Source organism: Roseicitreum antarcticum, from assembly GCF_014681765.1.
Taxonomy (GTDB): domain Bacteria; phylum Pseudomonadota; class Alphaproteobacteria; order Rhodobacterales; family Rhodobacteraceae; genus Roseicitreum; species Roseicitreum antarcticum.
On the sequence record NZ_CP061498.1, the window covers coordinates 835,081 to 852,322 of the forward strand.

General features: G+C 67.0%; 8 protein-coding genes, 1 tRNA gene and 1 pseudogene. 5 read left to right on the top strand and 5 right to left on the bottom strand.

Going from position 1 to position 17,242, the window contains the following annotated elements:
• The first annotated feature begins 242 nt into the window (after positions 1-242).
• Complete coding sequence (locus tag H9529_RS03850; protein WP_397544897.1) at positions 243-2,501, top strand: DEAD/DEAH box helicase; 2,259 nt, start codon at positions 243-245, stop codon at positions 2,499-2,501.
• Between the two features lie 168 nt (positions 2,502-2,669).
• Here the strand turns inward: H9529_RS03850 and H9529_RS03855 are convergent, their stop codons facing one another.
• A complete protein-coding gene (locus H9529_RS03855; RefSeq protein WP_317889644.1) occupies positions 2,670-3,740 on the bottom strand; it encodes a bile acid:sodium symporter family protein in 1,071 nt (356 codons plus the stop codon).
• Positions 3,741-3,904: 164 nt separating this feature from the next.
• Positions 3,905-5,836 carry an AMP-binding protein gene (locus H9529_RS03860; protein WP_092889642.1) on the bottom strand — a complete coding sequence of 644 codons (1,932 nt, stop codon included), beginning with the start codon at positions 5,834-5,836 and terminating at the stop codon, positions 3,905-3,907.
• Between the two features lie 187 nt (positions 5,837-6,023).
• Here H9529_RS03860 and H9529_RS03865 point away from each other — a divergent pair, with 187 nt between their 5' ends.
• Positions 6,024-6,515, top strand: a complete 492-nt coding sequence (locus H9529_RS03865) for an RrF2 family transcriptional regulator (protein ID WP_092889639.1) — start codon at positions 6,024-6,026, stop codon at positions 6,513-6,515.
• A 112-nt stretch (positions 6,516-6,627) separates the two neighbouring features.
• Here H9529_RS03865 and dnaE read toward each other — a convergent pair whose 3' ends face one another.
• Positions 6,628-10,128, bottom strand: coding sequence for a DNA polymerase III subunit alpha (gene dnaE, locus H9529_RS03870; RefSeq protein WP_092889636.1), 3,501 nt, complete (start codon positions 10,126-10,128; stop codon positions 6,628-6,630).
• 369 nt (positions 10,129-10,497) lie between these two features.
• Between dnaE and xdhA the strand changes: the two genes are divergently transcribed.
• The 3 genes and pseudogenes from xdhA to xdhC form a co-directional block, all read left to right on the top strand.
• A complete protein-coding gene (gene xdhA, locus H9529_RS03875) occupies positions 10,498-11,895 on the top strand; it encodes a xanthine dehydrogenase small subunit (protein ID WP_092889633.1) in 1,398 nt (465 codons plus the stop codon).
• Positions 11,896-11,977: 82 nt separating this feature from the next.
• On the top strand, positions 11,978-14,587 hold the full coding sequence (locus H9529_RS03880) for a xanthine dehydrogenase molybdopterin binding subunit (protein WP_223814285.1): 2,610 nt from the start codon (positions 11,978-11,980) through the stop codon (positions 14,585-14,587).
• A gap of 856 nt (positions 14,588-15,443) precedes the next feature.
• Positions 15,444-16,031, top strand: a pseudogene (gene xdhC / locus H9529_RS03890) (xanthine dehydrogenase accessory protein XdhC); the annotation flags it as partial.
• A 431-nt stretch (positions 16,032-16,462) separates the two neighbouring features.
• Here the strand turns inward: xdhC and H9529_RS03895 are convergent.
• Both H9529_RS03895 and H9529_RS03900 read right to left on the bottom strand, forming a co-directional pair.
• Positions 16,463-16,539, bottom strand: a tRNA-Pro gene (locus H9529_RS03895).
• A gap of 185 nt (positions 16,540-16,724) precedes the next feature.
• Entirely contained in the window at positions 16,725-17,135 is a 411-nt protein-coding gene (locus H9529_RS03900; protein WP_092889629.1) for a DUF4864 domain-containing protein, read from the bottom strand.
• Positions 17,136-17,242: the final 107 nt, after the last annotated feature.

Here is a 17,242-nt window from a genome sequence, read left to right on the forward strand (position 1 = left end):
GCCCCACGCGGTAGACGCGCGCCAACTCGGGGTCGGTGCAGCAACTGGTCGCATTTCAGATGCCCGTGCAACATCCCCACCGCGCAAGACTTCAGGGTAGTCGCGGCCAATGGGGACATGACCCATGAAAGACAGATCACATGACCCAGATTGATGGCCCGACCGACGGCCAAATCGATACCCCCGTATTGAACCTGCACCCCGCGCTTGCGACCGCGCTGGCGGACAAGGGTTATGACAAGATGACGCCGGTCCAGCTGGCCATGCTGGACCCCGCCAACACCGATGCGGACATGCTGGTGTCCGCGCAGACCGGGTCGGGCAAGACGGTGGCCTTCGGGCTGGCCATGGCCCCGACCTTGCTGGGCGAGAATACGCGTTTTGGCCCGGCCGCAGCGCCCTTGACGCTGATCATTGCGCCAACGCGCGAACTGGCCATGCAGGTCCGGCGCGAGTTTGAGTGGCTCTATGCCACCACCGGCGCGGTGATTGCGTCGTGCATCGGCGGCATGGACATCCGCACCGAGCGCCGTGCGCTGGAACGCGGCGCGCATATCGTCGTGGGCACGCCGGGCCGTCTGCGCGACCACATCGAGCGCAGCATCCTTGATATGTCGGACCTGCGCGTCGCCGTGCTGGATGAGGCAGATGAGATGCTGGATCTGGGGTTTCGCGAAGATCTGGAATACATCCTTCAGGCCGCGCCCGAAACGCGGCGCACGCTTTTGTTCTCGGCCACCGTGTCGCGCGACATTGCCCGGCTGGCGCAAAGCTATCAGCGCGATGCCGTGCGGGTGCAGACCACGTCAGAGCGTGAACAGCACCATGACATCGAATACCGCGCGCTGGTGGTCGATGCCGCCGACCGCGAGAATGCCATCGTCAACGTGCTGCGGTATTATGAGGCAAAGAACGCGCTGGTGTTCTGTGCCACCCGCGCCACGGTCAACCATCTGACCGCGCGCTTCAACAACCGCGGTTTTCAGGTTGTGGCGCTGTCGGGCGAACTGAGCCAGCAAGAACGCACCCATGCGCTGCAAGCCATGCGCGACGGGCGCGCGCGGGTTTGCGTGGCAACTGATGTGGCCGCGCGCGGGATCGACCTGCCGGGGCTGGAACTGGTGGTGCATGCCGATCTGCCCAACAACCGCGAGACGTTGCTGCACCGTTCAGGCCGTACCGGCCGCGCCGGGTCCAAGGGCGTCAGCGCCGTGATCGTGCCCGCGAATGCCCGCAAGAAGGCCGAGCGGCTGCTGGGCAGCGCAGGCGTGAAGGCGGAATGGGCCAGCGCTCCTTCGGCCGACGAGGTGACGGCGCGCGACCAGGAGCGGCTGTTGTCCGATCCGATCTTTACCGCACCCGTAGAGTCGGGCGAGCAGGATCTGGTCACGCTGCTGATGAGCAACTTCGCCCCCGAAGCATTGGCCGCCGGTTTCGCGCGCCAATACATGGCCGCCCGGTCAGCGCCCGAGGAATTGCGCGAACCCGGTGCCTCCAAGGCGCGTGAGCGGGATGAATTCGCCAACAGTTTCTGGATCTCGCTGTCGGTCGGCGCCGAGCAACGGGCCGAGCCGCGCTGGATCCTGCCCATGCTGTGCCGGTCGGCAGGCCTGTCGAAGCGCGATATCGGCGCGATCCGGGTACAAGGTGCGGAAACCTTCGTGCAGATCCACGGCGATGCCCGCGAACGGCTGTTTGGCGCCATCGGCCCCGATATGTCGGTGGAAGACGGCATCCGGTTGCGCGAATCCTCGGCACCTGCCGGGGGCGGCAATTTCAGCGCACCACGCCCGGAACGCGCACCACGCGCACCCCGCGAAGACCGTGCCCCGCGCGAGGATCGCTTTCAGCGGGATGACCGTTCTCAGCGGGATGACCGGCCTGCCCATGACGATGCGCCCGCGCGCAAACCCCGGGCGACAAAGCCCCGCCCGCTGGACCTGACCGCCGAGCGGCCCGCGCAAAGCTATGCTGCACCCAGCGACGCGGCAGCCAGTGATGGGGCGACCAGTGATGGCGCACCCAAGACCGCATCGCGCAAGCCCCGGCTGAAACCGGCCTATGACCCCGATGCGGGCGCGGCGCCGATGGAAGCCCCCGCGCCGCGCAAACCGCGCGCTGATGCGGCGGATGGCCCTGCAAAGACCTATGCGCCCAAAGGGGCTGCGGCGTCTGCCGCCGCGCGGCGTGCGCCCATGGATGCGTCCGACACGTCGAAACGCTATGCGCCCGCTGGTGCCTATCAGGGTGGCAAGCCCGCTGGCAAACCGGGTGGCAAACCCGGGGCAAAGCCCTTCGGCAAGCCTTACGGCAAACCAGACGGTGCAGGCCGCCCCGAAGGGCGCGGTTTTGGCAAGCCTGAGGGCGCAGGTCGCCCCGAAGGGCGCAGCTTTGGCAAACCCGGCGGCAAGCCTGCGGGCGGTGCGGGCACGGGGCGGCCGTTTGGCAAACCGGGCGGCAAACCCGGTGGCGGCAAACCGCCGTTCAAGGGCAAATCCTGAGCCATTTGAATTGATCTCGCGCGGCCGCCGCGCGCCGTAGCTCACCGAGACATCTGAAAGGGGCGCGCTGAAAGGCCCGCCCCTTTTTTGTCATCTCGCAGTTCCATTTTGCCGTGCACTACCAGACGCGCCTGACCCCGTGCAGCGCGCGCAAGAAGGGCAAGCGCCCTAGCCCGTGGGCAGCTTGGCGGCGGCGCGGGCCTCGGCCTCGGCGGCGGCGCGGCGGCGGTAGAAGACCGTGACGATGGGTGACGTCAGCACGATGAAGAGGCTGTAGAGGATGGGGACAAACAGCACCTCTTGCTGCGCGGGACCGGTGAAGCTGAGCGTCACGATCAGGGCGGCCAGCGGCCCGTTCTGGATGCCGGTTTCAAGGCTGATGGTGCGGGCGCGGTTCGCATCCTGGCCCAGACCGCGCGCCAGCCAATACCCCATGAACATCCCCACCAGCCCGATCGACAGTGTGGCGGCATAGACCGCAGGCGCGGTTTCCAGCAGCATTTGCGCGTTGCGCGGGATCCACGACAGCGCCAGATAGGCGATGACCAGCCCGCCCATGACAGCGCCGATCAGCTCGACCGTGGCGCCGGAATTGGGGTGCAGTTTGCGCAGCGCCATGCCCAGCCCCGTCGGCACCAGCAACAGCGCCAGCACCTGCGCCACATTGGACGCGGGGATGACATATTCGCCCGCAACCCCCGCAAGCCCGCCGTAAAACACCAAAAGCCCCGGCACCAGCACCACGGCGATCAGGCTGGAGACCGTGGTCATCATGATCGACAGCGCCAGCACGCCGCGCGCGAAATAGGCAAAGACGTTCGAGGTGGTGCCCCCCGGCATGCAGGCGATCAAGATCAGCCCGATGGCAACGCCCGGCGACAGGTCCAGCGCCACGGCCATGGTGTATCCCAGCGCGGGCATGATGCCGAACTGGCAGACCAGCCCCACGATGATGCCGCGCGGCCGGCGCAGCGCCAGCCGGACATCGCGCAGCGTCATGCTGGCCCCCATGCCCAACATGATGACCATCATCATCGCCGCGACCAAGGTGGTTTCGGCCGCGGTCAGCATGGCAGCCGCCTGTCGTGGCGCGCGGGGCCCGAGCGTTCCGGGGTGCGGTGTCTGGCCGTTGTGGCTGGCGCTGTCAGTCGGGGCTTCGGTGGCTTCGGTGGCATGGTCAGGCCCTGCCGCGCCCAGCCCGCCGCCTGACAGCGCCGGGCAAAAGCCGCCCCTGCGAATGTGGTTTCAAAGTGTATCAGCATCAGGTCGGTGGCCCTTTTGCGCGCAGGTCTGTTGGTGGCGGGGCGCATGGGCAGAGGGTCGGAAGGCGCCCGGCACCCGGTCCGCCCATCCGCACCCCTCGCCGCCGCGCGTGTCGTTTCAGGACCCCAAAGCATGGCGGATCACCCTTCCTCTTTCAGGGCCTGCGCGCGCAGGTCCTTGCGCATGATCTTGCCCACGGCGGATTTCGGCAGATCCTCGACCACGATCACCGACGCGGGGCATTTGTAGCCCGTCAGCCGCGTCTTGCAGTGGTCGCGCACCATCTTTGGGCTGAGCGCGCCGGTGTAGGCGGGGTTTTTCACGACATAGGCGCGTACTGCCTCGCCCGTCGTGGGGTCTGGCAGGCCAATCACGGCGGCCTCCAGCACGGCCTCCATTTGCAAGATCGCGTCCTCTACCTCATTGGGATAGACGTTGAAGCCCGATACCAGCACCATGTCCTTCTTGCGGTCAACGATGCGCAGGAACCCGTCCGGCCCCATCACCGCAATGTCGCCGCTGCGCAGCCAGCCGTCGCGCAGCACCTCGGCGGTATCCTCGGGCCGGTTCCAGTAGCCCAGCATCACCTGCGGACCGCGCAGCACCAACTCGCCCGGCTGACCGATGGGTACCGGCGCGCCGTCATCGTCCAACAGCACCACATCGGTGCCCTGTACCGGCACGCCGATGCTGTCGGGCTTGGCGCTATCGGTCAGCGGGTTGACGCAGACCAGCGGCGCGGCCTCGGTCAGGCCATAGCCCTCGGCCACCGGCACGCCGGTCATCGCCTGCCAGCGCGCGGCAACCGGCGCATGCAGGGCCGTGCCCCCCGCCACCACCGCGTGCAGGTGGCGCGGCGGATAGATCGCGAACCATTCCTCATTCATCAGCGCGTTGAACAGGGTGTTGACACCTGTCAGCCAGGTCACCTTGTAATTCTCGATGGCGCGCTGAAGGTTGCGGATCGGGCGCGGGCTGGGGATCAGGATGTTGCGCGCGCCGAGGTCCAGAAACGTCAGGAAATTCACGGTAAAGGCGAAGATATGGTACATCGGCAGCGCGGTCAGGATGACCTCATCGCGCGACAGATGCGGCGCGGCCATCAAGCGGGCCTGATAGGAATTGGCGATCAGGTTGGCATGCGACAGCATCGCGCCCTTTGCCGTCCCGGTGGTCCCCCCGGTATATTGCAGCAGCGCCAGATCATCGGGGCCGAGATCTTCCCAGAAGCGGGCGACCTGCGCGCCCGTTTCGGCGCCTTGGGCCAAGGCGTCGGACAGCCGGGTGACCGGCACTTGCAGCGACGGCACAGGCGGGATGACGCGGGACCAGTATTTCTGCACCCCCCGGATAATCAGGCCGGGCAGCGCAGGAAAGAAGTCCGCCACGCCCGCCAGTACCACCTGGCGAATGTCCGTCTGGGGCAGCACCGCATCGAGGTTGCCCGCGAACATGTCGGTGATGACCAGCACCTCGGCACCTGCGTCGCGGAACTGATGCGTCATCTCGGGGGATGTATAAAGCGGATTGGTATTGACCAGCACGCAGCCCGCCTTCAGCACCCCCAACGCCACCACGGGGAAGGCCAGGCCATTGGGCATCTGCACCGCCACCCGCGCACCGGGCTGCACCCCGGCGGGGCCGCGCAACCATGCAGCGAATTCATCCGACAAGCGGCCCAGTTGGGTATAGCTGAGCGAGCCATTCATCCCGTTGGGCATCACACAGGTGAAGGCCACGCGGTCGCCATGGGTCTTGCACGCGGCATCCAGCAGATGTCCGAGGCTTCGCGGGCGATCAGCGGGCAAATCATGCGCCAGTACGCTGCCATAGGCCGTGTGCCACAGGGCGTGGCGGTCGGCCTGGGTCTGGTCGCGGTGCTTCTGGCCGCCGTGCTGCTGGTCGCCGAGCTGCTGGCCGCCGTGCTGCCGGTCGCCCGTCGCGTGCGGTCCGGCATCGTCACGCCGGTCATCAGGCGCGGGATCAGATGCAGGCACGGCGGGGGCGGTGAATTGTGAACAAAATTTGTGCAGCCTCTGTTGGTCCGACGTTGAAACGTCACGATAGTGCATAATTCCCGCCCTGCAAGGGGGCCGCTCTGCCGGTGCAGGCACGCGATGGCGCGGCGGGCTGTGCAAGCTCTCGCCGCGTAAACGCCACCATCAGGACGGCACCGGGGGTGTTCTTGATCTCGATCAAGGCCCGCGCGGCCTGAATTGCAATAGAATTGATGCATGTTTGATGGATGGAGGTTCCCCGATGCGTCTGACCACCCGCACCAGCCTTGCACTGCGCACGCTGATGTTCTGCGCCGTCAATCAAGGCGTCCTGGTGCGCAAGCATGAGGTCGCGCAGGCGATCAATGCGTCCGAGCATCATCTGGCGCAAGTCGTCAACCGGCTGGGGCAACTGGACTTTCTGATGACACTGCGCGGGCGGCGCGGTGGCTTCCGGCTGGCGCGGCCCGCAGCGCAGATCGGCATCGGCGCGGTCTACCGCGCCTTTGAAGCCAGCGTGCCCATTGCCGAATGTTTCGATATTCAGGGCGGCAATACGTGCCCGATCAGCCATGCGTGCCGGATGCGCGGCCATCTGGTCCGCGCCGTCGAGGCCTTCTATGCCACGCTGGACCCGCTGACGCTGGATGATCTGGTCTCGTGCAACGGCGGGCTGCAGACGATGCTGGCGCTGCCCGATGCCCGGCCTGCGACACCGCTGAACTGCGCCGGACACCTGGCGATGGCGCAGTAGCGGGGGCGGGCAGCGCCTGTTGGCAGCGGGCCGAAGGGAGAGGTTCGGTGCCAGTGTTCAGCGGGGGTGTTCAAAGGGGGTGTTCAGCGGGGGTGTCCAGCGCGGGCCCACCTTAAACATCCTCGACCAGCGAAACGCCTTCGATCACCCGCACCGCACCCTTGATCTGGGGGGTGATGGCGTAATCTTCGCCCACGGACACATCGACATGCTGGCCGCCCGCCACGTCATGCACGCAAAAATGCACCGGGGCGCCGCGCTGGCGGCGGTTGGCGATCCGCGCGCCGTCCAGCAGGCGGGCCACGGCGGCGATGGCACCCGCGTGATCGACATGGATGCGCAGACCCAGCGCGCCCGCATCGGCCACCACGGCGTCGACCGGCGTCACGCCGCGCGCCAGCAGTTTCAACTGATCGCCCTCCAACGTCGCCTCGACGGTCAGGACGACGGACGCGCCGGGTTCAAGGAACTGCCGCCCGGCCTCCAGCGTGTCCGAGAAAACCGTGACCTCATAAAGCCCCGTCGGGTCGGACAATTGCACGAAGGCAAAGCGGTTGCCGCGCGCCGATTTGCGTTCCTGACGCGAGGCGACCGCACCGGCCAGTTTCGCCACCATCGGGCCATTGGCAGCCTGCCGCGTCACCTCGGCCAGGGTCAGCACCTGTTTGCGCTTCAGCGCGGTCTGGTAATCGTCCAGCGGGTGGCCGGTCAGGTAGAAGCCTACCGCCTGATGCTCTGCCGTCAGGCGCTCCATCGGCAGCCAATCCTCGCAGGTCAGCGCGCGCGGTTCGGGAATGTCGGTGCCTGCCGCACCAAAGAGCGACACCTGATCTGACGCCTTCGCATCGGCCACCGCCGCCGAATAGGCCACCAGCCCGTCGAGCGCCTGGAACACCCGGTGGCGGTTGCGGTCCAGCACGTCGAACGCGCCTGCGCGCGCCAGCATTTCCAGCGGGCGCTTGCCGACGCGCTTCAGATCCACCCGGCGCGCCACATCGGCAAGGCTGACAAACGGCGTGTCGCCGCGCCCCGCCACGATCAGGCGCATCGCCTCGACGCCGACGTTCTTCAGCGCGCCAAGGCCGTAGACCAGCGCGCCATCGGCCACGCTGAACACCGCCTGCCCGCGGTTGATGCAGGGCGGGATGACGGGGATGCCCAGCCTGTCAACCTCGCGCTTGTAGACGTTCAGCTTGTCGGTCAGGTGCAGGTCGCAGTTCATCACGGCGGCCATGAATTCCACCGGATGGTTGGCCTTCAGCCACGCGGTTTGATAGCTGACCACGGCATAGGCGGCGGCGTGGGATTTGTTGAAGCCGTAATTGGCGAATTTCTCCAACAGGTCGAAGACCTCACCCGCCTTTTCGCGGCTGACGTTATTGGCGATCGCGCCTCCCATGAACTTGGGGCGTTCCTTGGCCATTTCCTCGGCGATCTTCTTGCCCATGGCGCGGCGCAAAAGGTCTGCACCGCCCAGCGAATAGCCGCCCATGACCTGCGCGATCTGCATCACCTGTTCCTGGTAGACGATGATGCCCTGCGTTTCCTCCAGAATGAAGTCGATGGAGGGGTGGATGGATTCGAGCTTTCGCAGCCCGTTCTTCACCTCGCAATAGGTCGGAATATTTTCCATCGGGCCGGGCCGGTAGAGTGCCACCAGCGCCACGATGTCTTCGATGCAGGTCGGTTTCATGCGCCGCAGCGCGTCCATCATGCCCGAGGATTCCACCTGGAACACCGCGACCGTGCGCGCGCTGGCATACAGGCGGTACGTGGCCTCATCCTCCAGCGGGATCGCGTTGATCTGGTTTTCCGCCCCGGGCACGGGATCATAAAGCCGCTTGCCATCCGCGCCGGTATGCAGGTTGCGCCCCGAAGCGCCAATCAGGTCGATGGCATTCTGGATCACAGTCAGGGTTTTCAGGCCCAGAAAGTCGAATTTCACCAGCCCGGCCTGTTCCACCCATTTCATGTTGAACTGCGTGGCGGGCATGTCCGAGCGCGGGTCGCGGTAGAGCGGCACCAACTGGTCGAGCGGGCGGTCACCGATCACCACGCCGGCCGCATGGGTCGAGGCGTTGCGCAACAGCCCCTCGACCTGCTGGGCATAGTTGAGGAGGCGGGCCACGACCTCTTCGGCATGCGCGGCCTCACGCAGGCGCGGCTCATCGGCCAGCGCCTTTTCGATGCTGACAGGCTTCACGCCTTCCACCGGGATCATCTTCGACAGCCGGTCCACCTGACCGTAGGACATCTGCAAGACCCGGCCCACGTCGCGCACCGCAGCCTTGGACAGAAGCGCGCCGAAGGTGATGATCTGGCCCACCTTGTCGCGGCCGTATTTTGCCTGCGTATAGCGGATGACCTCTTCGCGCCGGTCCATGCAGAAGTCGATGTCGAAATCCGGCATCGACACCCGTTCGGGGTTGAGGAAGCGTTCAAACAGCAGGTTGTAGCGCAGGGGGTCAAGGTCGGTGATGGTCAGCGCATAGGCCACAAGGCTGCCCGCGCCCGAGCCACGCCCGGGGCCGACGGGGATGCCCTCATCCTTCGCCCATTTGATGAAATCGGCCACAATCAGGAAATAGCCGGGAAACCCCATGCCTTCGATGATGCCCAGCTCAAACTCCAGCCGGGCCTCGTATTGCGCCACGGGCACCGCATGGGGGATGACCGCCAGGCGGCCCTCCAGCCCGGCGCGGGCCTGACGGCGCAGCTCTTCCACCTCATCATCGGCGAATTTCGGCAAGATCGGATCGCGGCGATAGGCCATGAAGGCGCAGCGGCGGGCGATTTCCACGGTGTTCTCGACCGCCTCGGGGAGGTCGGCGAAGAGCGCGGCCATCTCGTCGGCGGTTTTCAGGTAATGCTGCGGGGTCAGGCGGCGGCGGGGTGCGGCCTGATCGACATAGGCGCCATCGGCGATGCACAAGAGGGCATCATGGGCCTCGTACATCTTGGCCTTGGGGAAATGCACATCGTTGGTGGCGACCAGCGGCAGGGCCATGTCGTAGGCCATCTCGACAAAAGCACGCTCGGTCGCGCGTTCGGCGGGCATCATCTGCCCGCCCTCATCGGCGTGGCGTTGCAATTCGACGTAAAGCCGCCCGTCGAACGCGTTGGCCAGTTGGCGCAACAGCGCCTCCGCCTTGTCACTCTGCCCGGCCTGAAGGAAGTGACCCACCGGGCCATTCGCACCGCCGGTCAGGCAGATCAGGCCATCGGCATGGCCCAGCAGTTCATCGACGCTGACCTGCGGCACCTGCCCGTCGGTCTTCAGATAGAGCGCCGAGTTGAGGCGCATCAGGTTCATGTACCCGACCTCGGACTGGGCCAGCAGGACCACCGGCGCGGGCATCCGCGGCTTTTCGCCCACCTGCACGGGGTCATAGGCGACCGAGACCTGACAGCCCATGATCGGTTGCACCCCCGCCCCCGCCGCCGTCACCGCGAATTCCAGCGCGGCGAACATGTTGTTGGTGTCGGTCACCGCCACGGCGGGAAGGCCCTGCGCTGCCGTGAGCTTCACCAATTGCTTCAGCGGCACCGCCCCTTCCAGCAAGGAATATTCGGTGTGCACGCGCAGGTGGATGAATCGGGGGGTGTTGGTCATGGGTGTGGTCTAGCGCGGTTGGGCCGGGGGGGAAACAGGTTTTCAGACAGTCGGGCGGGACAGGGCGTGTGCATGCATCTGGCGCCTGAACGAAGCCGGGCATTCGGTGATGGCGCAAAAGATGGCAGCAAGACCGCCCAAGGCCGACTGACACCATGCCGCCGCGCGACGCCTTCCAGCCCTGCCGCATGCTGCCAGGCTTGCGCCTACCGGCTGTGCAACTGCGCGCGGCGTTACAGAACACACGCAGATTTTCCTTGCCACCCGGTCAAATCTTGGATTTGCTGCGAGACGCGAGGCCGCTTTACACCGCATCGGGGGGCCCTGCCGTGACACAGACAATGCCAAAGACAGCGGTGGAATTTACCCATGACAGAAGTTGCGTTTCTGCTTAACGGAACGCCGGTGCGGGTGGCCTGCCCCACCCCAACAGTGACGTTGCTGGACTGGCTGCGCGACGAACGCGGGCTGACCGGGACCAAGGAAGGCTGCAATGAAGGCGATTGCGGCGCCTGCACCGTGATGGTCAGCGACGCCGATGGCGCCCGCGCGCTGAACGCCTGCATCCTGTTCTTGCCGCAATTGGAAGGCCGCGCGGTGCGCACGGTCGAAGGCGTGGGCAGCGCAGAAGCGCCGCATCCGGTGCAGCAGGCCATGGTGGCGCATCATGGCAGTCAATGCGGCTTTTGCACGCCGGGTTTCGTGATGTCGATGGTCACGGCGCATGCCGAGGGCGCGACCGACCATGACGACCAACTGGCGGGCAACCTGTGCCGCTGCACCGGCTATGCGCCAATCATCCGCGCGGCAGAGGCGGCGGCGGAAGCCGCCCTGCCCGACTGGATTGCCCAGGATGAAGCTGCGCGCGCGGCCATGGTGGCGGCGGATGGCGTTGAGCGCGATGCGGAGGCTGCGGTGTTCAGGCCACGCACCTCGGACGCGCTGGCCGATTGGTACGCGGCCCACCCGCAGGCCACGCTGATCGCCGGCGCGACCGATGTGGGGCTGTGGGTGACCAAGCAATTGCGCGACCTGTCGCCGGTGGCATTCCTGGGCGGGATCGCGGATCTGCGCGGGGTCACCGTCAGCGACAGCGAAATCCACATTCGCGCGATGACGACGCTTGCCGACCTGCGCGAGGCCATCGCACCCATTCACCCCGATTTCGCCGAACTGATCCGGCGCTATGGCTCTGCCCAGGTGCGCAATGCAGCGACCGTGGGGGGGAATATCGCCAACGGCTCGCCCATCGGGGACAGCCCGCCCGCGCTGATCGCGCTGGGGGCGGTGCTGCACCTGCGCCACGGCGCAACGCGGCGCTCGCTGCCGCTGGAGGATTTTTTCATCGACTACGGCAAACAGGACCGCCACGCGGGTGAGTTTGTCGAGGCGGTGACGATCCCGCGCCAGCCCGACCGGCTGAAATGCTACAAAATCGCGAAACGCTTCGATCAGGATATCTCGGCGCTGTGCGGCTGTTTCAACATCACGGTCGTGGATGGGCAGGTCAGCGCCGCACGCATCGCTTTTGGCGGCATGGCGGGCACACCCGCCCGGGCGCATGGTGCCGAAGCCGCGCTGAGCGGCGCGCCCTGGGACCGCAACAGCGTGGCGCGCGCCATGGCGGCGATGGCGCAAGATTTCGCGCCCCTGTCGGATATGCGCGCCTCTGCCGCGTACCGGATGCAGACGGCGCAAAACCTGCTGCTGCGCTATTTCCTGGAAGATCAGGGCATCGCCACGCGGGTGCTGGAGGTGCGGGCATGAGGATGACAAACCAGCGCACGCGCCGCGTGCCCCTGTGCGCCGCCCCCACGCGCCACCGCCAAGCGACACAGGAGGTGCGGGCATGAAGGCCATGACACCCGAAACCCCGAAAGCGGCGCCGAACGGCGCGGCACTGCCGCATGATGCCGCCGCCCTGCATGTCGCGGGCACGGCGCGCTATGTCGATGACATCCCCACCCCGCGCGGCACGCTGCATCTGGCCTTTGGCTTGTCCGAGGTTGCGCATGGCACGATCACGGGGCTGGATCTTGACGCGGTGCGCGCCGCCCCGGGCGTGGTCGCGGTGCTGGCCGCGGGCGATCTGGCACGGGGTGCCGATTGCTCACCCTCAAACCATGATGAGCCGCTTTTGGCGGATGGCGTGGTGCATTATCTGGGCCAGCCGGTGTTCGTGGTGGTGGCCGACAGCCATCTGGCGGCGCGCAAGGCGGCGCGGCTGGGCCGGATCAGCCATGACCCGCTGCCCGCGATCCTGACAATGGATGAGGCGTTGGCAGCAAGCAGCCGGTTCGAGGACGGGCCGCGCATCTGGACCAAGGGTGCCCCCGATGCCGCCATCGCGCAGGCCGCGCATCAGGTCGAAGGCACGATCGAGATGGGCGGGCAGGAACATTTCTACCTGGAGGGTCAGGCGGCCCTGGCGCTGCCGCAAGAAGGCGGGGACATGATCATCCATGCCTCGACCCAGCACCCGACCGAGATCCAGCACAAGGTGGCCGAGGCCCTGGGCCTGCAGATGCATGCCGTGCGGGTCGAAGTGCGGCGCATGGGCGGCGGCTTTGGCGGGAAGGAGAGCCAAGGCAACGCGCTGGCCGTGGCCTGCGCGCTGGCCGCCGCACACACCGGCGCGCCGTGCAAGATGCGCTATGACCGCGACGACGACATGATGATTACCGGCAAGCGGCATGACTTCCGCATTCGTTACCGCGCGGGCATGGACGCGATGGGCCGCGTGCTGGGCATCACGTTTCAGCATCTGACGCGCTGCGGCTGGGCGATGGACCTGTCGCTGCCGGTGGCCGACCGCGCGATGCTGCATGCAGACAACGCCTATGATCTGCCGCATGTGCGCATCGAGAGCCACCGGCTGCGCACCAACACCCAATCCGCGACCGCCTTCCGGGGCTTTGGCGGGCCGCAGGGCATGCTGGGGATCGAGCGGGTCATGGACCATATCGCCCATGCCGTGGGCCGTGACCCGCTGGAGGTGCGGCGGGCGAATTACTATGCCGATGCAGCGAACATATCGCCTGCGGCGGGCGGGAACGCGGCGGCGCCGCTTGCGCCTGCGGCGGGCGGGAACGCGCCTGCGGCGGGCGGGGGTACAGCGGCGCTGTTGGCGACGGCGACCGGCGATGGGCGCGGAGCGGAGGAGCATACGATTTCGCCTCCGGCAGAAAACGCAGCGCCTGCGGCGGGCGGGGATGGGGGGCTGTCTGCCCCCCAACGGGGCGGCGACGCCGCCCCTCCCCCCCCCGCAGCGCCGGCAGACGGGCCTTGTGGTCAGACCACGCCCTACGGCATGGACGTCACCGATTTCATCTTGCACGCCATGACCGATGACCTTGCCGCGCATTGCGAATATGGCGTGCGGCGCGCCCAAATCCGGGCGTGGAACGCCGGCAACCCGGTGCTGAAGCGCGGCATCGCCCTGACGCCGGTGAAGTTCGGCATTTCCTTTACGCTGAGCCACCTCAACCAGGCAGGCGCGCTGGTGCATATATACCAAGACGGCTCGATCCACATGAATCATGGCGGGACCGAAATGGGACAGGGGCTGTTCCAGAAGGTGGCGCAGGTGGCTGCGGGGGTCTTTGGGCTGGAGGTCGGCGCGGTGAAGATCACCGCGACGGATACTGGCAAGGTGCCCAATACCTCGGCCACGGCGGCATCCTCGGGCGCGGATCTGAACGGCATGGCGGTGCGCATCGCGTGCGAAACCCTGCGCGACCGGCTGGCCGCGTTTCTGATGGCGCAACATCAGGTGGATGCAGCGGCAGGTGCTGGCAGCGCTGTGACCTTCAGCGACGGGCGTGTGCGCGTGGCAGGCGCCGACTACAGCTTTGCCGAGGTGGTGGCGCGCGCCTATGCGGACCGCATCGGCCTGTCGGCCACCGGGTTTTACCGCACCCCGGACCTGAGCTGGGACCGTTTGCGCGGCAAGGGGCGGCCGTTTTACTATTTCGCCTATGGCGTGGCCTGTTCGGAGGTGGTGCTGGACACGCTGACCGGCGAGAACCGCATCCTGCGCACCGATATCTTGCATGACACCGGCACCTCGCTCAACCCGGCGCTGGACATTGGGCAGATCGAGGGCGGCTTTGTACAGGGCGCGGGCTGGCTGACGATGGAGGAACTGGTCTGGGATGCGTCGGGGCGGCTGCGCACGCATGCGCCGTCGACCTACAAGATCCCCGCCTGTTCCGACCGCCCCGAGGTGTTCAACGTGGCCCTGTGGAACCAAGCCAACCTGGCCGACACGGTGGGCAAGTCGAAAGCTGTGGGCGAGCCACCGTTGATGCACGGCATTTCGGTCCTGATGGCGCTGTCGGATGCGGTGGCGGCCTGCGGGGATGGCAGCCGCTATGCCGCGCTTGACGCCCCCGCGACGCCTGAGCGGCTGCTGGCCGCTGTTGCGCGGCAACGCGAAGGCGGCCCCGATGAGCTTTGACCTTGCCGCCCTGCGCGCAGCGGTGGCGCGGCATGGCAGCGTCACCCGGGTGGTGATTGCCGCGCATGCAGGATCGAGCCCGCGCGAGGCCGGAGCGGCCATGCTGGTCTGGGCGCAAAGCGCGCCGGGGCGCAGAGAACCCTCCGAGGGGGCGCGCGGCGCATCGGACGGGTTGGGGCGATCGGGCACCATGGGCGCGCCGGAGAAACTTGGTGTGCCAGAGAAACTTGGTGTGCCAGACAGGTTCGACTTGTCCGATACCCGCAGCCTGACGGATCGCCCGCACCTGCCGGATAGCCTTCGGCAGGCGGAGCGCAGCGCGCAGACGGGGGGCAGCGCGCAGACGGGGGGCAACTGGCCTTCGGGGGCAATCGACAGAGTGGATAGTTCCGCTGTACAGAGCAGCGTTGAACCATGGGGCACCGCCGGACAACCGGACAACGGGGGGCCGCCAATGGGCGGCGATCGCCTGCACCGCTTCGGCCAGTCCGGCACCATCGGCGGCGGCGCGCTGGAATATGCGGCCTGCGCCCGGGCGCTTGCCCTGCCGGGGCGGTCGCTTGTCGAGCGCGTGCCACTGGGCCCGGCGCTGGGACAGTGCTGCGGCGGGGCCGTAACGCTGGTTTATGAGCGTTTCACCGCCGAGACCTTGCCGCCAGAGGGTGACAGCTTTGCCCGCCCGGTTGGTCATGTCGCCGTGCATGCGGGCGGCGCCAGAGACGGGCAACCCGAGGAGGGCCCGCCGCAGCCGCAGCATGGTGCGCAGCAGCAAGGCAGTCCCGGCGCGCAGAGCGTTCCACCGCCCAGCCCCGAAGGCCAGACGCGGGGCTGGGCGGCAGACCCGGCCCCTGACACCGCGATGCCGCTTGCCGTGCGCAAGGCGCTGGCCGGGCTGCGGGCCGGGAATACCGCCCATGCGCCGGTGCTCACGCAGGGCTGGCTGGTCGAGGCCATGGCCCGCCCCGCGCGCCCGCTATGGATCTGGGGCGCGGGGCATGTGGGGCGCGCGCTGGTCGATGTCCTTTCGCCCCTTCCTGATTTTGCGATCACCTGGGTCGATACCGCGCCCGACCGCTTCCCCGCGCAGGTCCCTGAGGGCGTGACCATCGTGCCCGCCGCCGCACCCGCCGGGCTGGTCACCTATGCCCCGCGCGATGCGGCGCATCTGATCGTGACCTTCTCGCATGCGCTGGACCTTGCGCTTTGCCACCACCTGCTGGACCACGGGTTTTGCACGGCGGGGCTGATCGGGTCGGCCAGCAAATGGGCGCGGTTCCAGACGCGGCTGCGGGCGCTGGGGCATGGCACGGCGTCGATTGCACGCCTTACCTGCCCGATCGGCGATCCGCAGCTTGGCAAACATCCACAGGCAATTGCCATCGGCGTGGCGCAGATGCTGCTGACGCAGGCCCGCGCCGATGCACAGGCGCGGCAGCGGGCGTAAGCGGACGGGACCGGGGCCGGGCCGACCTGACGTTTTCGGAGGGGTGCGTTGGGGACAGCGCGCGGCCGCTCTGGTGTGCGGGTTTGCGCTGCGTCGAGGGTGTTTCAACGTGCCACACTGCGCGGCGATGCGAAGCACGCACCACGCTGCGTCCCACCCTGTCAGACCGGAGGGCTTTGCCTGCGGCTCAGAGCCTGCGACCGCCTGCCGCCCTGCCCCCGGCGTGAACTGCCCCTGCCCCCGGCGTGAAAGAGCGCCCGGCAGCATGGATTGCAAGCGTCGGCCCCTGCACCGGGACCCGAATGTTTCTGGGACAACGCACCCGCGCGGCAAGGTGCGCAGGGAAAGTTCTTGCAAATGAATGACATCAATACACGCAGCCTGATCCGGGGGCCGGCAAGCGAGCTGATCACTACAATGGGGGAAATCACTGGTCGGAGTGAGAGGATTCGAACCTCCGACCCCCTGCTCCCGAAGCAGGTGCGCTACCGGGCTGCGCTACACTCCGACCTTACGGGCGAATTACCGCGCGTGGCGGCGGGATGCAAGGGGCAACCACGGCGCGCGCTGCGATTTACACGACGTGGCATGCGATATGCCGACCACGGACACGACGGAGCGCGCAGAGGAATGCGCCGCAGGGATCACGCGGCGTTGGCGCAAAACCCCGGCCGGATCACCGCCCCCCCTCCCTCAGACGCCTGCCGCAGTGTCGCGCTTCAACATCACGCCGTTGATCTGCCAGCCGCCCGGTGTTTCGATCATCTCGTAATCGACCAGATGCAACGCACCTTGCTGGTCGGTGATCATCACCCGCTGCCAGAGCGCGCCCGCCTCACGGCGCAGGCCCAGATAGCGCACCTCGGCAGGGCGCCAGACCATCGGATAGCCGCTGCGGACCATCTGGCCGAACCTGTCGGGTGTTCCGAAGATGGCCTTGATCGTGGGCGAGGCATAGGTGAAGGCGGTAGCGACATCATCTTGCCCGAAGGCATCGAGCTGGCCCTGGATGACGCTTTCCAGTGCGGGGATGCGGGCCAGATCGGCGCGCGCCGCCAAAGTAGACAGGATCATCAGGACGGGAAACACAAACCACAGACGCATGACTGAATTCCTTTGTTGAACCATCATACAAAGGAAAGTTAGCGCAGCGTGGCGCCGGATCAAACCAAAACGCAACCGTGCCCCAGCCCCCGGACACCGCGCCGCAA